Consider the following 16,448-nt stretch of genomic DNA (forward strand, 5'->3'; position numbering starts at 1 on the left):
CATAATCCTCCTTCTTATCTCTTAATTGCGTCAAATTTGCATTTTTCAACGCAAGCGCCACATTTGATGCACTTATCCGGATCGATATGATGTGGTTTTTTCACTTCTCCGGTAATTGCGTCCGCCGGGCATACACGTTTACACATTCCGCATCCAATACACTTGGACGGGATGATCTCGTAAACGAGCAACTGCTGACAATGTCCAGCCGGGCAGCGTTTATCGTAAATATGCGCTTCGTATTCGTCCCTGAAATACTTGATCGTAGAAAGAACCGGGTTCGGCGCCGTTTTACCAAGTCCGCAAAGCGCTCCAACCTTAATGCTCTCTCCAAGCTCGATCAGCTTCTCGATATCTCCGGGCTTACCGTTGCCATCCGTGATGCGCTCAAGTATCTCGAGCATACGCTTGGTGCCGATACGGCAGGGCGGGCATTTCCCGCAGGATTCGTCAACCGTAAAGTCAAGGAAAAATTTCGCTACGTCAACCATACAGTTGTCTTCATCCATTACGATCAGGCCGCCTGAGCCCATCATAGAACCGATTGAGGTAAGCGTATCATAATCGATCTTCAAATCAAGATGCTCAGCCGGGATACATCCGCCCGAAGGTCCGCCCGTCTGTGCCGCCTTGAATTTCTTTCCGTCCGGAATACCGCCGCCGATTTCATAAATTACTTCACGAAGCGTCGTCCCCATCGGAATTTCCACAAGACCTGTATTGTTAATTTTTCCGCCGAGCGCAAATACCTTTGTACCCTTGGATTTCTCTGTTCCCATAGAACCGAACCAATCAGCGCCCTTCAGGATGATCTGCGGGATATTCGCCAACGTTTCAACGTTGTTGATAATTGTCGGCTTTCCAAACAATCCTTTGTTTGCCGGGAACGGCGGCTTTGGCCTTGGCTCTCCGCGGCGGCCTTCGATCGATTCCATCAATGCAGTCTCCTCGCCGCATACGAATGCGCCCGCACCGAGACGAATCTCAATATCAAATTCAAAATCTGTTCCAAAAATTCCTTTGCCAAGCAATCCGTATTCCTTGGCCTGGTCAATCGCGATCTGCAATCTTTTAACTGCGATCGGATATTCCGCACGAACATAAACGTAACCCATGTTCGCTCCAATGGCATAACCTGCGATTGCCATTGCTTCGATCACGCTGTGCGGATCTCCCTCCAGTACGGAGCGGTCCATAAACGCACCCGGATCTCCTTCGTCCGCGTTACAGATTACATATTTCTGGTCTCCCTTTGCATCGTGGCCAAACTGCCATTTCATTCCTGTCGGAAATCCGCCGCCGCCACGGCCCCTGAGTCCTGACTTTTTGATGATGTCGATTACATCCTCAGGTGTTTTTTCAGTCAGGCAGGTTCCAAGAGCCTTATAACCGTCAAAAGCGATGTACTCGTCGATCACTTCCGGATCGATCACACCGCAATTTCGAAGGGCTACACGATTCTGTTTTTTATAAAACTCGATGTCGTCAAGCGTCGTCGCAACGTCTTCTACGTTATCTTCCTTATGCAGCAAACGCTCTACGATACGTCCTTTGAGAAGGTGTTCTTCCACGATCTCAGCAACGTCGTCCACCTTGACTCTGCTGTAAAAAGCCCCTTCCGGATATACGATGACGATAGGGCCCGCCTCGCAAAGGCCAAAGCATCCGGTCCTGACAACCTTTACTTCCTTATCCAGTCCCTTTTCCGCGAGTTCACTTTCAAACTTTGAAATGATCTCCCCTGATCCGGAGGATGTACAGCCTGTACCTCCGCATACCAATACGTGTGCACGATAAAAATCCATCTATCCTAAACCTCCATAAAAATGTACAAATTAAGCGTTGTTCTTCTCATAGTAACCGATTGTATACTCTGTCACAATGTTTCCATTCACCAGATGCTCTGCAACGACTCTTTTGGCCTTTTCCGCATCCATTTTAACGTATGTGACTTTTTCCTGGCCCGGTATAAATACCTCGGCAATCGGTTCTAAACGGCAAACGCCGATGCAGCCTGTCTGGGAGACGACAACGTCGTTCATATTTCTCGTTGCCACTTCGTCCACAAATGCCTGCAATACCGGACGTGCACCCGCAGCGATTCCACACGTGGCCATTCCAACAACAACGCGTTTTTCCGCATCATTTTTACGAATGTCAATCTTCCCTTGCATCTTGTTTCTGATTGCTTCCAACTCTTGCAGTGACTTCATTTTTTTACTCCCCATGCTTCTAAACATTATGTTGCCGGCTAATGCAGCAATGTTTATTTCCGCTTTTCCGGCAAGCGGTCGGCCGAAATTATTTGTTTGTATTTTGCGGCCCAAAGCCGGCAAAAATTCAATTTCTAAAAATCAACGTACTCCTGCGGAAAAATCTCTGTGAGGCTTTCGCCGATCCATCCGGATATATCCGGCAAATCAAGCGGAACATCTTCGCCAAGCACCTGGCGTATCTCACGCGTATCCAATACCTCGCGTCTTCCGTCAATTTCGACGGCGACTGCAAAATCGATATCAGGATTACAGATAATAAGCGTTTTGGCTGTTCCTGCAAAATCCCCAATCGGCGGCCTGTCGATATTATCGAGCACATACGATGCTGTTAGCTCTGTTCCTGCGCCTTCTTCCGATGTAATCGTAAAACTCCCTCCGGAGCCTTCCGCGCCTGCTTTAAAAAGCGATATTCCAAGTCCTACACGGCGTGTTGTACGCGTTGTTACAAAAGGACTCGTTACATTCGCAAGCATTTCTTTGCTCATTCCCTTCCCATTATCTTTAATCGTAATGGAAATCACATCTTTTTTTCTGTCGATTACGAGTGATATCTCGATAAGCTTCGCGTTCGCCGTAATCGAATTCTGGACAATGTCCATAATATGCAAAGAAATCTCTTTCATAAGCGTGCCGTTGTTATTGTTTATTCTTATAGAGACCAAGAATCCCTGAGATATCCTCTGGTTTCAGTCTTCCATATACCTGGTCGTCAATCATGATAACCGGAGCCAGCCCGCAGCAGCCAAGGCAGCGCGTAGCTTCCAGTGTAAAAAGTCCGTCCGGCGTCGTCGTCCCCGGCTCAGCCTGCAATTCCTCTTCAAGCTGGTTGAGAATCCCTTCCGCTTTCTTTACGTAACAGGCCGTTCCCATACAAACACCGATTACGTGCTTGCCTTTGGGTTCCAGTGCAAACTGGGAATAAAACGTCGCAACCCCATATACGTCCGTCATCGGGATGTTCATTTCTTCCGCTATAAATTTTTGCACTTCAAACGGAAGCGATCCAAAGATCTCCTGAGCCTTCTGCATCACCGGCATAAGGGGACCCGGCTTCTGCTTCATTTCATAAATTACCCCTTTTAATTCGTCGAATTTTGCTTGTACTTCTGCGGTGTTTCCCATGGAAAAGTGCCTCCTTAAAAAATCTACCATTTTGTTTTTATTGTTTGGGATTTTGTTAACAATATTATTTTACCATATAATAATTGGATTTGCACGACTTTTTGTGAAATTACTCACACAATTTTTTCAGTATTGTTTTGAGCTCTCTGTCCGGCGTTTCAAGCTGCTCGGATTTCTCTGAAATCTGCCACAAATTATGCGCGTCAGAAGAATGTATCTGCTCAAATCGCGATACATCGTTTTCGATTGCCAGCCCGCGTACTACCTCGATTGTCTTGAAGTGTATCTGCGGCGGAAAAAAACCTAGATTCGCCAGCATGGAATTTGCTCCTTTATTGATATGCGCCGGCACAACATATCCTCCGTGCTCCCTTGCCAGGGCACAGCTTTCATCTATATCGTACGGCAACGCCGAAATGAGGAGCTTTTCAAGTGTGCCCTTCACCTCGTCGTTTTCGTCCATTACGAGCTGGTTCCCAAAAAAGTCAGGTTTATTTTTGATATCCGGCAACGCGTCGTATAATAGGTCTCCAAAGTCCTCCGCCTGCAACGCATCAGCAAAAAAAACAAGCAGATGTACTTCCTCCGCCGTGGTCATCTCAATTCCAGGCAGCAGGAGTACCCCCTCGTCTTCCGCTACTTTGGCTGCGGCCCTGACATTTTTTGCACAATTATGATCGCTTACCGTTATGAGGTCCAGCCCTTTCAGCTTCGCCATATTCACAATGTTGTTGGGCGTCATATCGTCATCCGCGCAAGGTGAAAGCGCCGAATGGATATGCAGGTCGTAGTACAGGCGCATATCAGCTTCCGATGCCAAGCCTGCATAAATCACAGCACAGAGCATACGCTGTTTTTGGCGACGAATAAATCAGTACGCCCTCTTCCTTTGCCTTATCGAGCGTCGTCTGCGGCACGTCGATATTCTCAGGAACGATCACGCACGCAAAGTCATGCAGGCAGGCAACCGCGACTACGTTCAGGTGCGTCTGCACCGTAATCCACGCCATTCCCGCTTCCCCGCGCGCCATCACCCAGCTAAGCAGGTCGCACACGCAGCCGTCGGTAACCTCCGCTTCTTCAGCAAGGCCGTCCGTTAAAAGCTTTAATTCCATTTTTTCAGCTATTTCCGCTGCCCTCATTATCTGTCCTCCTCATCCTCTTTATTATCTTTACTTGCGAGATCAACCATTTCCTCCGCAAGAAATTTGACCTTTTCTTTGAGCATAAACACACAGTCCATTTCCGTTGCATGCCCCCTGACGATATCCTCTGCAAGCGCACGGCAGCTTGGCGCGCCGCAGCTCCCGCAATCCATCCCTGGCAGCTTTTCCATCAATTCCTCGATGCGTTGTATTTTTTTAAGCGCCTCCATACGGTCGTCGTCAAGCTTCATGACGTCCACCGGTTCTATTTCCTTTTTGATCGAGGCGACTCCATCCTTCATATAGGTTTCCGCATCCTGTTCGATGGTCTCGTCCAGTCCTACCTCGTCGCAAATTTTCTGCACGCGCGATTGCGCCACAAATGAGCTTTCAAATACAAGCGGGCCGCCCACGCATCCTCCCACGCACGCAAGTCCTTCAAAATAGTCAAGATCCTTTAGCTTATCGTTTTCAATATCTTCGAGGGCGCGCGCCACGTTTCCAATCCCATCCACCGCAAGCGCATTCTTTTCGCCGATCGCGTAGATTTCTCCTCCGCTGTTTGCCCAGCCGATTCCTTTTGCCGATGCCTTTACCCCGGAAAACCGCTTTGCCTCCGCAGCCTTAAGCTGCCCGGTCAGCAGTCCGTATACCTCCAATATAGAAATCGCGCCATCCACATCGCTCTTCTCTTTCGCAAGCGGCGCTTTGATACTCGTCATCTTCGCCGGGCACGGCGTAATAAAATATGCGCCGATTTCGGAAATGTCGACATTGTTTTTCTTTGCAAACTCCATCTTTGCAACCTTTGCAGCCACCTCTACCGGCGCATCCACCTTGACTACATTATCCAAAAGCTCTGGAAAACGCACCTGTATCAGCCGTACCACCGCAGGGCACGCAGAGGAAATAAGCGGCTTTATGTGCGACTTTTTCAGCTCCTCCGCAATGGCTTTCGAGCATATTTCCGCGCCTTTTGCCACTTCGAAAACATCGTCAAACCCCATCGCCTTCAGGCCAGAAAGAACCCTGTCCACCTTGTCTTCATGCCCCAGCATCTTGAACTGTGCATAAAGCGCCGGCGCAGGAAGCGCAATTTTGTATTTGAAATCGCTAATGCTGGAAAGCGGATCTGTTACCGCTTTTTTGGCATGATAAGGACACACGCGAATGCACTCCCCACAATCGATGCACCGCTCCTTCAGAATTTTCGCTTTTCCTTTTTGAACCCTGATCGCCTCGGTTGGACATCTTTTGATACAGTTTGTGCAGCCTGAACATTTTTCCTTTTCAAGGCGCACTGAATGAAAGTATTTTTCCATTGTTCTATCAATCCTAATTTTTGTTATGACATCTCAAATCTCATCGTAACCGTCGTCCCTGCCGGACTGGATTCGATCTGCATATTGTCGCTGTTTTTGTTGATATTCGGAAGCCCCATGCCTGCGCCAAAACCCATTTCGCGCACCGTATCGGAGGCTGTGGAATACCCTTCCTGCATTGCAAGGCCGATATCCGGAATTCCCGGGCCGACATCCGCGCATACAATCGTAATGCGTCCGTCGTCCTCGATGTCCAGCTTCATCTGCCCGCCAAGACTATGAATAATCATGTTAATTTCCGCTTCATAAGAAGCGATTGCAATCTTCCTGATCAACGCGGCGTCCACGCCAATCTGCTTCAATTTATTTTTGATCTGCGAGGAAGCCTCCCCCGCAGCCACAAAGTCATCTTTTTTTATTTCGTATTCACAGGTGTAGACCATATCCTTACGCCTCCCGCATGCCGCCTTTGATTCCTTCTTGATAAAGCATCCCGCATGTGGTAAACATCGGTTTATCGGTTGCAAGCAATATCATATCGCGTTCGTTTGCCATATCGATGATATCCTGCGCCGGACGCTTTCCGCGCACAAACAACACGCAGGGAATATCCATCATCTCGGCTGTACGGATCACATGATTGTTCACAAGCCCCGTCATCAGGATCGCATCGTGCTTTGTAAAAGCAAGTACGTCGCTCATCATGTCCGCGCCGCACGCGCAAAGTATCTCCATATCCCTCTGCTCCTCTCCGCAAAGATATTCGGCTTCGAGCAGTTTTGCAATTTCACTTACCTTCATAAAAATTTACTCCCCTTGTTCTGTACTATTTATATTGTTCAATCTGGATTTCAACGGAATCGAAAATCTTTTTCGCAAAATCGTCAGGATACGGATGCTTGTATACCACACGGATAATTCCCGCGTTTACGATCATCTTCGCGCAGATCGCACACGGCTGGTGCGTACAGTACATCGTCGCTCCGTCAATCGCCACGCCAAGCTTTGCAGCCTGTATGATCGCGTTTTGCTCCGCGTGGATTGCATAACAAAGCTCCTGTCTCTCCCCGGATGAGATGCCGAGGTTTACCCGCATACACTCTCCCCGTTCCTTGCAGCTGTCCATTCCGGCAGGAGCACCGTTATAGCCCGTCGTCACAATACGTTTGTTTTTCACGATAATAGCGCCAATACTCCTGTTAGGCTTATAACAGCTTGTCCAATGAGAAATCTCTTCCGCAAGGTCCATGAACCTTTTGTCCCATTTATCCATATGCTTCCCCTTTGTATTTAAAAATCGATTCGTGTATCTCAGAAATGCTTCAATAATATAGTATCTATATTTTACAATGTTTTAAACGGTAAGTCGAGACAAAATATATATAAAATTCGAATTTAATAAGAGCATTCGGGAGATAAACGGCTGTATCTTCTTTTAAAATTAAAATTTTGGTATTTTTCCAGATTCTTGTTATTTGATTTATTAATCGATTATATATATCATAGGTTTTAGAAATATTAGCACTCACTCAAATCGAGTGCTAACACATTTAAGAAAGTAAATTATTTTACAGGAGGTTATTGAATATGACTATTAAGCCTTTGGGTGACAGGGTTGTCATCAAATCAGTAGAAGCGGAAGAAACGACAAAGAGCGGCATTGTCCTGCCCGGTTCAGCTCAGGAAAAACCCCAGGTTGCTGAGGTTGTAGAAGTTGGCCCCGGCGGCACAGTGGACGGAAAAGAAGTTAAAATGGAAGTAAAGAAGGGCGACAGGGTTCTTTATTCCAAGTATGCAGGCACAGAAGTAAAGCTGGATGGAGACGAGTTCATTATCGTTCGCCAGTCTGACATTCTGGCAGTTGTGAAATAAGAAGGAGGCAAATAATTATGGCAAAACAGTTGAAATTTGGCGAAGAAGCACGCCGCGCACTTGAGAGTGGCGTGAATCAGTTGGCAGATACCGTAAAAGTAACGCTTGGACCGAAGGGCAGAAATGTTGTTCTCGATAAAAAATTCGGTTCCCCGCTTATCACCAACGACGGTGTAACAATCGCAAAAGAGATCGAGCTTGAAGATCCCTTCGAAAACATGGGCGCACAGCTCGTTAAGGAAGTTGCTACGAAGACGAACGACGTGGCGGGCGACGGTACGACAACCGCTACCCTGCTTGCTCAGGCAATCATTCGCGAAGGGCTTAAGAACGTAGCTGCTGGCGCAAACCCGATGGGCGTAAAAAGAGGTATCCTCAACGCTTCCGAAGTTGCCGTTGAAGCATTGAAGGGCATGTCCAAACCGATTGCGGACAGCAAGGCAATCTCCCAGGTTGCGAGCATTTCAGCCGCAGACGACCGTGTCGGCCAGCTTATCTCCACGGCAATGGAAAAGGTTGGAAACGACGGCGTTATCACAGTGGAAGAATCCAAAACGATGCAGACCGAGCTCGACGTTGTAGAAGGTATGCAGTTTGACCGTGGTTATGCTTCGGCATACATGGTAACGGATACCGACAAAATGGAAGCGGTGCTCGACGATGCGCTCATTTTGATTACTGATAAAAAGATCACCAATATCCAGGACCTTCTCCCCATTCTTGAGCAGATCGTTCAGCAGGGTAAAAAGCTTCTTATCATCGCTGAGGATGTTGAAGGCGAAGCGCTTGCGACACTGGTTGTCAACAAACTGCGCGGGACGTTCAACTGCGTTGCGGTTAAGGCTCCGGGCTTTGGCGACAGAAGAAAAGCAATGTTGCAGGATATCGCCGTCCTTACAGGCGGTACCGTAATTTCAGAGGAAGTTGGCATCGAGCTCAAGGATGCTACGATGGATATGCTCGGCCATGCAAAACAGGTTAAGGTCGATAAAGAAAACACTGTCATCGTGGAAGGCATGGGCAAAAAGGAAGACATTCAGGCTAGGATCAAATCGATCAAAGCACAGATCGAAGAAACGACTTCCGATTATGATAAGGAAAAACTTCAGGAAAGACTTGCCAAGCTGGCTGGCGGCGTTGCCGTTATCCGCGTAGGCGCAGCAACTGAAACGGAAATGAAGGAAGCAAAGCTGCGGATCGAGGACGCACTCGCAGCAACGCGCGCTGCTGTTGAGGAAGGTATTGTTCCTGGCGGCGGTACCGCTCCCCTCAAAGCTTCCGAGGATATTAAGGCACTGATCGAAAAGCTTTCCGGCGATGAAAAGACAGGCGCAAAAATTGTTCTGCGCGCACTGGAAGAGCCAGTAAGGCAGATCGCTGCAAACGCAGGTCTTGAAGGCAGCATCATCGTGGAAAAAATCCTTGCGGACAACTCCAAAACATTTGGCTACGATGCTGCTAAAAACGAATATGTGGATATGATCAAGGAAGGCATCATCGATCCGACAAAGGTTACGCGCAGCGCAATCCAGAACGCATGCTCCGTTGCGGCTATGCTGCTCACAACGGAAAGCGTCGTAACGGATCTTCCTGCTCCGGAAGCTCCCGCTATGCCGGCTGCTCCTGGTGGAATGCCCGGAATGTACTGATCTCCCACGTGATCAGAAAACAGCAAAACAAACCCCCGGTACAAAGTACCGGGGGTTTTATGTTACCCGACTGCATTTCTATTTTTCTGCCGGCCATGCCTTATCGCATACAATATCCTGCTACCATTTGAGTTCCTCTCCAGGAATATGATTGCTCATCATAAAATCCATATCAGCTGCCGAAATGCTTTTGCATGCAAGCCGCATCTGGTTCATTTTCGGATGCTTATAAAAATTACGCCGCAGCCGTTCAGAAACAACGTCACAATTTTCCAGTTTTATTTCCATCAACATCAAAAGGAACTGGGAAGGGCTGTACCTTGTATACGCATCCCCTCTTCTGAGCGACGCTTTCACAGAATCATGGAAATGTTCTATGATCTTTTGCGTTCTATCGCCGCTTTCCGGCGGCGCCCCATCCAGTTCAGTAATGGTGCACAGCATCAAAAACACCGATTGCCCGCTGCGTTCCATGTGACGCACAACAAACCGGTAAATATTTGAAAAGACCTCTAAATTGCAAAAATATGCACCCTTCTCATATTCGTTCTCTCCTATTTTGCTGCGTACATCCGCAACCGAAATCGCTACCTCCTGCATTCCCCCTGTCATTTTCTGATAAAGTTTTTGCATCCGCTCAGACGGTCCTATTCCAAGATCGTTAAAAAGCATTGTAATCGTTGATTCGTAAACCTCCATTGCTTCTTTAACACGTTTGGTTTCGTAAAGGCAATAGATATACATCAGCGATAAATCTTCTTCATACGGATACAAAGACGCCGCCTTTTGCAACCGCGAAACGAGATTATCCTGCTTTCCTGTTTTTTCGGCAATTTCATACGCCGTCCGGAAACACTCGCTGTACATTTCCTGAAATTGTACGGAATGCCCCATCACCCAGGGTTCACCTGATGTCTTTGGCAAAAAGGCGCCTTTATATAAGTCTACAGCGTTCAGGCAAAGTTCAAACGTCTCTTCCTCTGTGCCTTCTCCGGAACGTATCCGTTTAACAAGCGCCGTAAACTCCTCTTCGTCAATTATGCAGGATATGGTATTGCAAAATCCGTACGCTCCTTTTTTATACTGGATGAGTTCTCCGGATACTCCGGAAGATTCCAATAGCTTACGCAATCTGTATACGAGATTTTTAAGGGTTCCTACAGGGTTCTCACATTCTTCGTTGCCAATTATAACGCCAATCAGCTCGTCCTGCGAAACCATGCGCCCATGATTACACACCAAGTACTGCATAAGCTGCAATACCTTGCTGTTTCTGCTTTCCTTTGTAATAATTGGCTCGGCATCCAAAAACACCTGAAATCCGCCGAACATTTCAATATATAACGTTTTTCCTTCCAATGATGCGTTTGTCCTTTCCTTTACCTATGCAACTTCCTGCGCAACAAATCAGGTGAAACACTGTGCATCAGAGCTTCCTCTTCGGTAATCATTCCCTTTTCATACATTTTTTGCAGGCTTGTATCCATGCCCACCATTCCTTCGGCCGCTGATGAAAAAATAGCCGTATCGATCTGATGTGTTTTCGATTCGCGGATCATATTCCTGATTGCCGCATTACAAAGCATAATTTCGAAAACCGGACTAACGTTTCCTTCTACATTTGTCACAAGTTGCTGGGACACAACAGCCTGCAGCACCATCGAAAGCTGTACGCGAATCTGCCCCTGCTGGTTCGGCGGGAACGCGTCAATGATCCTGTCAATCGTATTTACGGCTCCCATCGTATGAAGTGTCGATATTACAAGATGCCCTGTCTCTGCCGCAGTCATTGCGATACTGATTGTCTCATAGTCGCGCATCTCCCCAAGAAGGATGACATCCGGCGCCTGCCTTAGCGCGGCGCGCAATGCCACCGAATAGCTTTTTGTATCCGTGGAAATCTCTCTTTGGCTTATGATACTCTTTTTGTGGCGATGCAGGTATTCAATCGGATCCTCCAGAGTCACAACATGGCTATTGCGGTTTTCATTAATCACGTCAATAATGCACGCCAGCGTTGTTGATTTCCCGCTTCCGGCCGGCCCTGTCACAAGCACAAGTCCTTTTGGCTTTCTTCCAAGATCCAGAACCGTATCCGGTATCCCAAGCTGTCTGGCGTCCGGCAGGCTAAATGCGATCACACGTACCACAGCAGCGATTGAACTGCGCTGGCGGTATACGCTGACGCGGTAACGCGAAATCCCTGTCATGGAAAACGAAAAATCGTCGTCACCTTCTGTCAGCATCTTTTCCTGATTGCGCTGGCCAAGCTGATAGATTTCACGGATGATACGTTCTGTATCCTCCGGCATCAGCTTTTCATCGCCGTGCCTGTGTATCTGATTGCTGATTTTCAACGACAACGGTAAGCCTGCCACAATAAAAATATCGGAAGCCTGCCTTTCTGCCGCGATTCTTAAAATTTCTTCTGCATCCATCCTGAAGCCCTCCATTTACTGTAGTAAATTGAGTGTTTCCGTTCCATCATCGTCGCTTTCCACGAGTTGCGTTTCCCAGCAACGACGCGCCCATTCACCATTCAGCTTCCCTACTGCGTCCAAACCGAGCTCAATTTCCACGTATAAATTCTTGTGTTGATTTATCTGTATAGTATAACTCAAAATTGCGCTTTTGTCTTTGATCTCTTTTATTTCAATACCGTTTCCAGCAACTGCGTCAATATCTCCGCCCGCTTCAACCGCCGACGTCAATACAGCAAGCTGCCGCTCCGCCTGTGCGTCTGCAGCGTAATATTCCTGCGCTGCTTCAGCCGTTTTCTTTGCGAGGCCATAATCGGCCTGTGCGGAAACAAGGGAAAGGGATGCAAGCGTCACCAGGCACAACACCACAAAAATTGCCAATATAGAGGTCCCTCCGACTCCAATTCCAGTATTTAATGTATTTTGGCCCTGCTTTTTATCCATAATCAGTTTCCCTTTATTGCAGTTTTTCAAATATTACGCAAGCAGCATTTGTCAGGACTGCTAACCAACAGGCGATCCTCCTGCCCTTTCCGGCAAATCCCCCCCGTACAACTTACATGATTCTATCTGCGCTATGCGGCACATTTAATTACTTGTTGAAACCCCCGTCAAATTGCGTCGTTGTAAGGCTGTAGATTATGTCGTCCTCCTTTTCAACGGTAATATTTGAAGTTAACTCCCTGTTTTCCTCAAGAAATACAATCTTCATTTCATACGTCGCATCCTGCTCAACCGAAACTTCATTCCATTCCTGATCGTAGTAAACACAAAGCCCATCCTGTGATGGTATGGCTCCGATCATAGCAAAAAGCTCGTCCGCATCCTTCCCGGTGCTCTTGATTGTTTCCGCGGCAGCCTGTGCCTGCAGTGTAGCCTGGGTTAAATCAGTGCTTTGCTGGCTCAAAAGCTTTGCCTTCACAAATAAATTCATGCAAACGGCGCCTGCAAATGCAAAGAACAGTAAAATGATGACCATTTCCAGTAAAAACAGCTTTGTTTTCGATGTCCGCATATTACCCATGTTTATTTCATCCCTATTACAGCGCTCTTGGTGTGCAGCATCGTCTCAAACGTATTACCATCCAAATCAATCGCCCTGATTTTCAATAAACGATCATCCAGACGCTCCAGCTCAAACTCCGCAAGCTCAGTGATCATCTGCCCGTCTCCCAGGGAGACCTGCGTCCCCGCTGTGACCGCAACTTCATAAAGCGCTCCATCCGCGACATAAATCCACGTCTCATATTCCCTGCCCTGCGCATTCTCTGTCAATATAAGAGCAGTCTCCCCACTCAGCGTGCCAATTTCCACGCTGCTTGCCGAGTCATTTTGCCGTATCTTTTCCGTCAGGTAGGTAAGCGAGCTCCTGGCGTTATAATTCGCAGTCATATCCTTTGATATGCCTTTGTAAACGCTGGCGCCCATAACCACGATAAAAAGCGACAATATAGCAAATACACAAAACAAGCATAATACAAATACGATATCAACGATATGCTGTTTCTTTTGTTCCATACATTTCTCCAGGCAATTTATTTTGCTTCAAAGACAGAAATATCAGGCATCAGGTTTGTACCAAACACCTGGTAGTGATATACATATTTTTCCTTGTCCAGAATCAGTCCGTAATTATCAGCCAAATAAGCAATATCCCTTGGATACCTGCCTTCAATCGCGTAACACTGTACGGCTGCGCGCCTTACAGCCTGTTCCATCGTTTTCAGTCTCTCGGACTGTGCCGATGCCGATACATTCTGTACGCCAAGTACTACAAAAAGCACAATCGCTATAAAAAAAGCAACTGGTATCAGAACTTTGACAACATGGGGCAACTGTTTCTTTTTTTTCACAAACGCTTTGTTCATAAAACGTTACTCCTTAGCCGATTGCAGACATAACGCCCATAAGCGGCAGCATAACGGAAAGCAGGATCATTCCCACAATCACAGAAAGGATTGCTACCAGCGTAGGTTCAAGCGCCGCTATGATGCCGGAAAGTTTCCTGTCGATTTCTTCCTCATAGTGCTGTGCAACTTTCTTCATCACGCCATCAAGAGTTCCTGTTTTAAATCCCACGGTGATCATCTTTCCATAAAGGCCGCCAAACATTCCGGTCTCAACAATCGCCTCCGCAAAGCCGATCCCGTTATTCATTTTTTCTTTGATCTGCTGTATCTTTTTACGCGCTGTATCACTTTCCATAAGTTCTGCGGCCATTGTAAGCGATTCGTCCACATCCATACCACTGCTGAGCATCAGCGCCATTGCGGAGGCAAACCTGCCGGAAGAAATTGTTGCGGACATTCTCCTGAAGAGGCGCTCGGAAATGGCAGAAAGGCCGCGCCTGCCCGCAGCTGTATTCCGCAGGATCAGGGCAATAATAATGATCGCCGCAATAATCCCTATAATAAGCCAGGCATATTCCTGCACCCCTGCTCCAAAATTCATGATCCCCTGCACAAAGGGAGATACCTCGCTCCCCAACTGCAGGAATACCTCCTGGAATACAGGAAGCACTTCAATAATAATGACAAGGATTACAGCAACCATAATCGCAATCATGACAACCGGATATGTGACCGAACTCCTGATGTTTCTTGAAACCGCTTCGTTCCTCTCATAGTAGGTGCAGAGGGATTCAAGCACCTCTTCAAGGCGGCCCGAGTTTTCACCAATCTCCACCATATTAACCATATATTTTGGAAATTCTTCTGAAAGCCCCAGCGCATACGCAAGCGAGCTGCCACTTTCCACAGACTCCAGCAGGCCTTGCGTTATTTTTGCTTCCGCATCATTTTTTGCGTCCTCGCTCATCAGCATAAGGCCTTCCTGCAAAGATATTCCCGCCTTTATAATGTATGCAAGCTGCTCGCAAAATCCGGCGATTTCACTGTCTGAAAGCCTTTTCTGTTTTTTTGCCATTCTATTTTCCCCCAGATCAATAAATGTAAAGATCGTGATAGTTGCTGCCATCCCCTACAAATTCCTTGGCGCTGTCGCCCGCGGCCGCAAGCGTAGGATCCATCCGCGACCATTCTTTTCCGTCAAAATAGATGATATTGTCAATCCATCCCACGTCCTTGATATAAACGCTGATCCACGCATGATAAAGCTCCCCTGCATAGCCGATCACAAGCCGTGTCGGGATTCCCTGCGTACGGAGCATGGCAGTCATCAGCGCAGCATAATCAAAGCATATTCCCGTTTTTTCCTGAAGCGTTTCATCCACATTGGGAAGATATCCGCTTGAAATGGTTCCGTCCTCGATCTGCTTTGCTTTGTCATAATCATAGGTAATATTCTGGATCACATAGTTGTAAATATTTGCTACTGCCTCAAGATCATCATTTGCAGTTGCAGCCAATTCAGCGCCCATCTTTACCGCAGCGCTTTCCGGCGTGAACTCTATATATTGGTTCGGATACAAAAACGGCAAGAATTCATCGCGCAGCGTCACTTCCACCTGACCGCTGAACGCCTGGCTGTATTCATCGTCTCCTCCGCCCTCTTTGTGCTCGTAAACAGTCAACTTATAAGTACCGTCACCCTGGTTCAGCGGGAAAACATCCTTTACCCCCTGTTCCAGATTATAGGTGTACGGATCTCCTCCGTCATGTGATATCTGCAATTTCACCTTGCTGATATCGCCCAGGTATTGCACATGGACATAACCTTCAGAAACATTTGAAATATCGATTGTCGCCATTTCGTTTCCAATTACAGATGTTCCCGGGGATTCAGGCACCAAAACCGCCGGCTCCGACCTTCCCGCACTGCTTACGCTATTAACTTGCGTATCCGAAGTGCTGCCGTTTCCACATCCGTTTAAAAAAACACAAAAAAACAGAACGAAACAAATCGTCAATGCCGTTATTCTGATTGGAGACCTGCCTTCTCTCATGTATCGTTTCTGCCTCTTATTATGTATATCATCCTAGTATATCCTTCTTAATCATACTTGTAAAGCTATGTATTCAAATAAATTTCCTTTCATAGCGCGGATTCATTAAACCCGACCAGTCAGGTTTAACGACAAAAAAACCGGCTTGCGCAAGCAAAACCGGATTTGTTTCCTCCAAACACTTTTCACTCTATTGATCCTCAAATTTATCCTCCATCAACAACGCGAGCGCATCAACATATCCCTGCTCGCCACGGCCGCAAATCTGCGCGATGCAGACTTCTTTGATCACAGAAACATGCCTGAATTCCTCCCGCGCATGAATATCAGACAGATGTACCTCCACACATGGAATACTGATCGAAGAAATTGCGTCGCGCAACGCGTAGCTGTAATGCGTATACGCTCCCGCGTTCAGGATAATTCCGTCTTTTTTCCCAAATGCTTCGTGCAGCTTGTCTATCATTGCTCCTTCGTGGTTGGATTGGTAAAATTCCAACTCTACATCCCAGTCTTTTGCCTTCTCTGTAATAAAAGCATTGATATCTCCCAGCGTTTTTGTCCCATATACGCCCTTTTCCCTGATTCCCAGCATATTCAGGTTCGGGCCGTTCATTACCAGTATTTTTTTCATATCAGTTTCTCCATTATATTCTTAATTGCAGTTTCTCAAAGCGT

Annotated in this window: 21 protein-coding genes; 2 read left to right on the forward strand and 19 right to left on the reverse strand. The window is 47.1% G+C overall.

Annotated features, from left to right (window positions below; translation table 11 throughout):
- Positions 1 to 14: 14 nt before the first annotated feature.
- The 10 genes from nuoF to CHK_RS05275 form a co-directional block, all read right to left on the reverse strand.
- Positions 15 to 1,805 (reverse strand): NADH-quinone oxidoreductase subunit NuoF, encoded by a 1,791-nt coding sequence (gene nuoF, locus CHK_RS05230; protein ID WP_046442984.1) that lies wholly within the window; start codon positions 1,803 to 1,805, stop codon positions 15 to 17.
- 30 nt (positions 1,806 to 1,835) lie between these two features.
- Complete coding sequence (locus tag CHK_RS05235) at positions 1,836 to 2,213, reverse strand: (2Fe-2S) ferredoxin domain-containing protein (RefSeq protein ID WP_046443133.1); 378 nt, start codon at positions 2,211 to 2,213, stop codon at positions 1,836 to 1,838.
- A gap of 134 nt (positions 2,214 to 2,347) precedes the next feature.
- Positions 2,348 to 2,899 (reverse strand): ATP-binding protein, encoded by a 552-nt coding sequence (locus CHK_RS05240; protein ID WP_046442985.1) that lies wholly within the window; start codon positions 2,897 to 2,899, stop codon positions 2,348 to 2,350.
- 13 nt (positions 2,900 to 2,912) lie between these two features.
- Positions 2,913 to 3,398 (reverse strand): NADH-quinone oxidoreductase subunit NuoE, encoded by a 486-nt coding sequence (gene nuoE, locus CHK_RS05245; RefSeq protein ID WP_046442986.1) that lies wholly within the window; start codon positions 3,396 to 3,398, stop codon positions 2,913 to 2,915.
- Positions 3,399 to 3,507: 109 nt separating this feature from the next.
- Positions 3,508 to 4,245: a PHP domain-containing protein gene (locus tag CHK_RS05250; protein WP_082103414.1), complete on the reverse strand. Its 738-nt coding sequence runs from the start codon at positions 4,243 to 4,245 to the stop codon at positions 3,508 to 3,510.
- Positions 4,202 to 4,540, reverse strand: a complete 339-nt coding sequence (locus tag CHK_RS05255; protein WP_046442988.1) for a hypothetical protein — start codon at positions 4,538 to 4,540, stop codon at positions 4,202 to 4,204. The genes CHK_RS05250 and CHK_RS05255 overlap by 44 nt, the downstream gene beginning before the upstream one ends.
- A complete protein-coding gene (locus tag CHK_RS05260) occupies positions 4,540 to 5,865 on the reverse strand; it encodes a [Fe-Fe] hydrogenase large subunit C-terminal domain-containing protein (protein WP_046442989.1) in 1,326 nt (441 codons plus the stop codon). Before CHK_RS05260 ends, CHK_RS05255 begins: the two co-directional genes overlap by 1 nt.
- Before the next feature lie 23 nt (positions 5,866 to 5,888).
- Positions 5,889 to 6,308 (reverse strand): ATP-binding protein, encoded by a 420-nt coding sequence (locus CHK_RS05265; protein ID WP_046442990.1) that lies wholly within the window; start codon positions 6,306 to 6,308, stop codon positions 5,889 to 5,891.
- A gap of 4 nt (positions 6,309 to 6,312) precedes the next feature.
- Positions 6,313 to 6,666 carry a DRTGG domain-containing protein gene (locus CHK_RS05270; RefSeq protein ID WP_046442991.1) on the reverse strand — a complete coding sequence of 118 codons (354 nt, stop codon included), beginning with the start codon at positions 6,664 to 6,666 and terminating at the stop codon, positions 6,313 to 6,315.
- A gap of 25 nt (positions 6,667 to 6,691) precedes the next feature.
- The gene (locus CHK_RS05275) at positions 6,692 to 7,138 is read right to left on the reverse strand and encodes a deoxycytidylate deaminase (RefSeq protein WP_046442992.1); all 447 of its coding nucleotides are present in this window, start codon (positions 7,136 to 7,138) and stop codon (positions 6,692 to 6,694) included.
- A gap of 314 nt (positions 7,139 to 7,452) precedes the next feature.
- Between CHK_RS05275 and groES the strand changes: the two genes are divergently transcribed.
- Positions 7,453 to 7,737, forward strand: a complete 285-nt coding sequence (groES, locus tag CHK_RS05280; protein ID WP_046442993.1) for a co-chaperone GroES — start codon at positions 7,453 to 7,455, stop codon at positions 7,735 to 7,737.
- A 17-nt stretch (positions 7,738 to 7,754) separates the two neighbouring features.
- Positions 7,755 to 9,386 (forward strand): chaperonin GroEL, encoded by a 1,632-nt coding sequence (groL, locus tag CHK_RS05285; protein WP_046442994.1) that lies wholly within the window; start codon positions 7,755 to 7,757, stop codon positions 9,384 to 9,386.
- A gap of 120 nt (positions 9,387 to 9,506) precedes the next feature.
- Here the strand turns inward: groL and CHK_RS05290 are convergent, their stop codons facing one another.
- The 9 genes from CHK_RS05290 to aroQ form a co-directional block, all read right to left on the reverse strand.
- The gene (locus tag CHK_RS05290) at positions 9,507 to 10,718 is read right to left on the reverse strand and encodes an AfsR/SARP family transcriptional regulator (RefSeq protein ID WP_160295597.1); all 1,212 of its coding nucleotides are present in this window, start codon (positions 10,716 to 10,718) and stop codon (positions 9,507 to 9,509) included.
- 47 nt (positions 10,719 to 10,765) lie between these two features.
- Complete coding sequence (locus CHK_RS05295; protein ID WP_046442996.1) at positions 10,766 to 11,824, reverse strand: type IV pilus twitching motility protein PilT; 1,059 nt, start codon at positions 11,822 to 11,824, stop codon at positions 10,766 to 10,768.
- A 15-nt stretch (positions 11,825 to 11,839) separates the two neighbouring features.
- Positions 11,840 to 12,310, reverse strand: coding sequence for a hypothetical protein (locus tag CHK_RS15605; protein WP_052740363.1), 471 nt, complete (start codon positions 12,308 to 12,310; stop codon positions 11,840 to 11,842).
- 148 nt (positions 12,311 to 12,458) lie between these two features.
- Positions 12,459 to 12,881: a hypothetical protein gene (locus CHK_RS15610; protein ID WP_160295598.1), complete on the reverse strand. Its 423-nt coding sequence runs from the start codon at positions 12,879 to 12,881 to the stop codon at positions 12,459 to 12,461.
- 11 nt (positions 12,882 to 12,892) lie between these two features.
- Positions 12,893 to 13,384: a DUF4860 domain-containing protein gene (locus CHK_RS05310; protein ID WP_052740368.1), complete on the reverse strand. Its 492-nt coding sequence runs from the start codon at positions 13,382 to 13,384 to the stop codon at positions 12,893 to 12,895.
- Positions 13,385 to 13,401: 17 nt separating this feature from the next.
- Complete coding sequence (locus CHK_RS05315; RefSeq protein WP_046442997.1) at positions 13,402 to 13,734, reverse strand: hypothetical protein; 333 nt, start codon at positions 13,732 to 13,734, stop codon at positions 13,402 to 13,404.
- Between the two features lie 13 nt (positions 13,735 to 13,747).
- The gene (locus CHK_RS05320; RefSeq protein WP_046442998.1) at positions 13,748 to 14,791 is read right to left on the reverse strand and encodes a type II secretion system F family protein; all 1,044 of its coding nucleotides are present in this window, start codon (positions 14,789 to 14,791) and stop codon (positions 13,748 to 13,750) included.
- 16 nt (positions 14,792 to 14,807) lie between these two features.
- Positions 14,808 to 15,770 carry a transglutaminase-like domain-containing protein gene (locus tag CHK_RS05325; protein ID WP_046442999.1) on the reverse strand — a complete coding sequence of 321 codons (963 nt, stop codon included), beginning with the start codon at positions 15,768 to 15,770 and terminating at the stop codon, positions 14,808 to 14,810.
- Positions 15,771 to 15,960: 190 nt separating this feature from the next.
- Positions 15,961 to 16,404, reverse strand: coding sequence for a type II 3-dehydroquinate dehydratase (gene aroQ, locus CHK_RS05330; protein ID WP_046443000.1), 444 nt, complete (start codon positions 16,402 to 16,404; stop codon positions 15,961 to 15,963).
- Between the last annotated feature and the right edge of the window lie 44 nt (positions 16,405 to 16,448).

The sequence above is a fragment of the Christensenella hongkongensis genome, from assembly GCF_000981035.1.
Lineage (GTDB): Bacteria > Bacillota > Clostridia > Christensenellales > Christensenellaceae > Christensenella > Christensenella hongkongensis.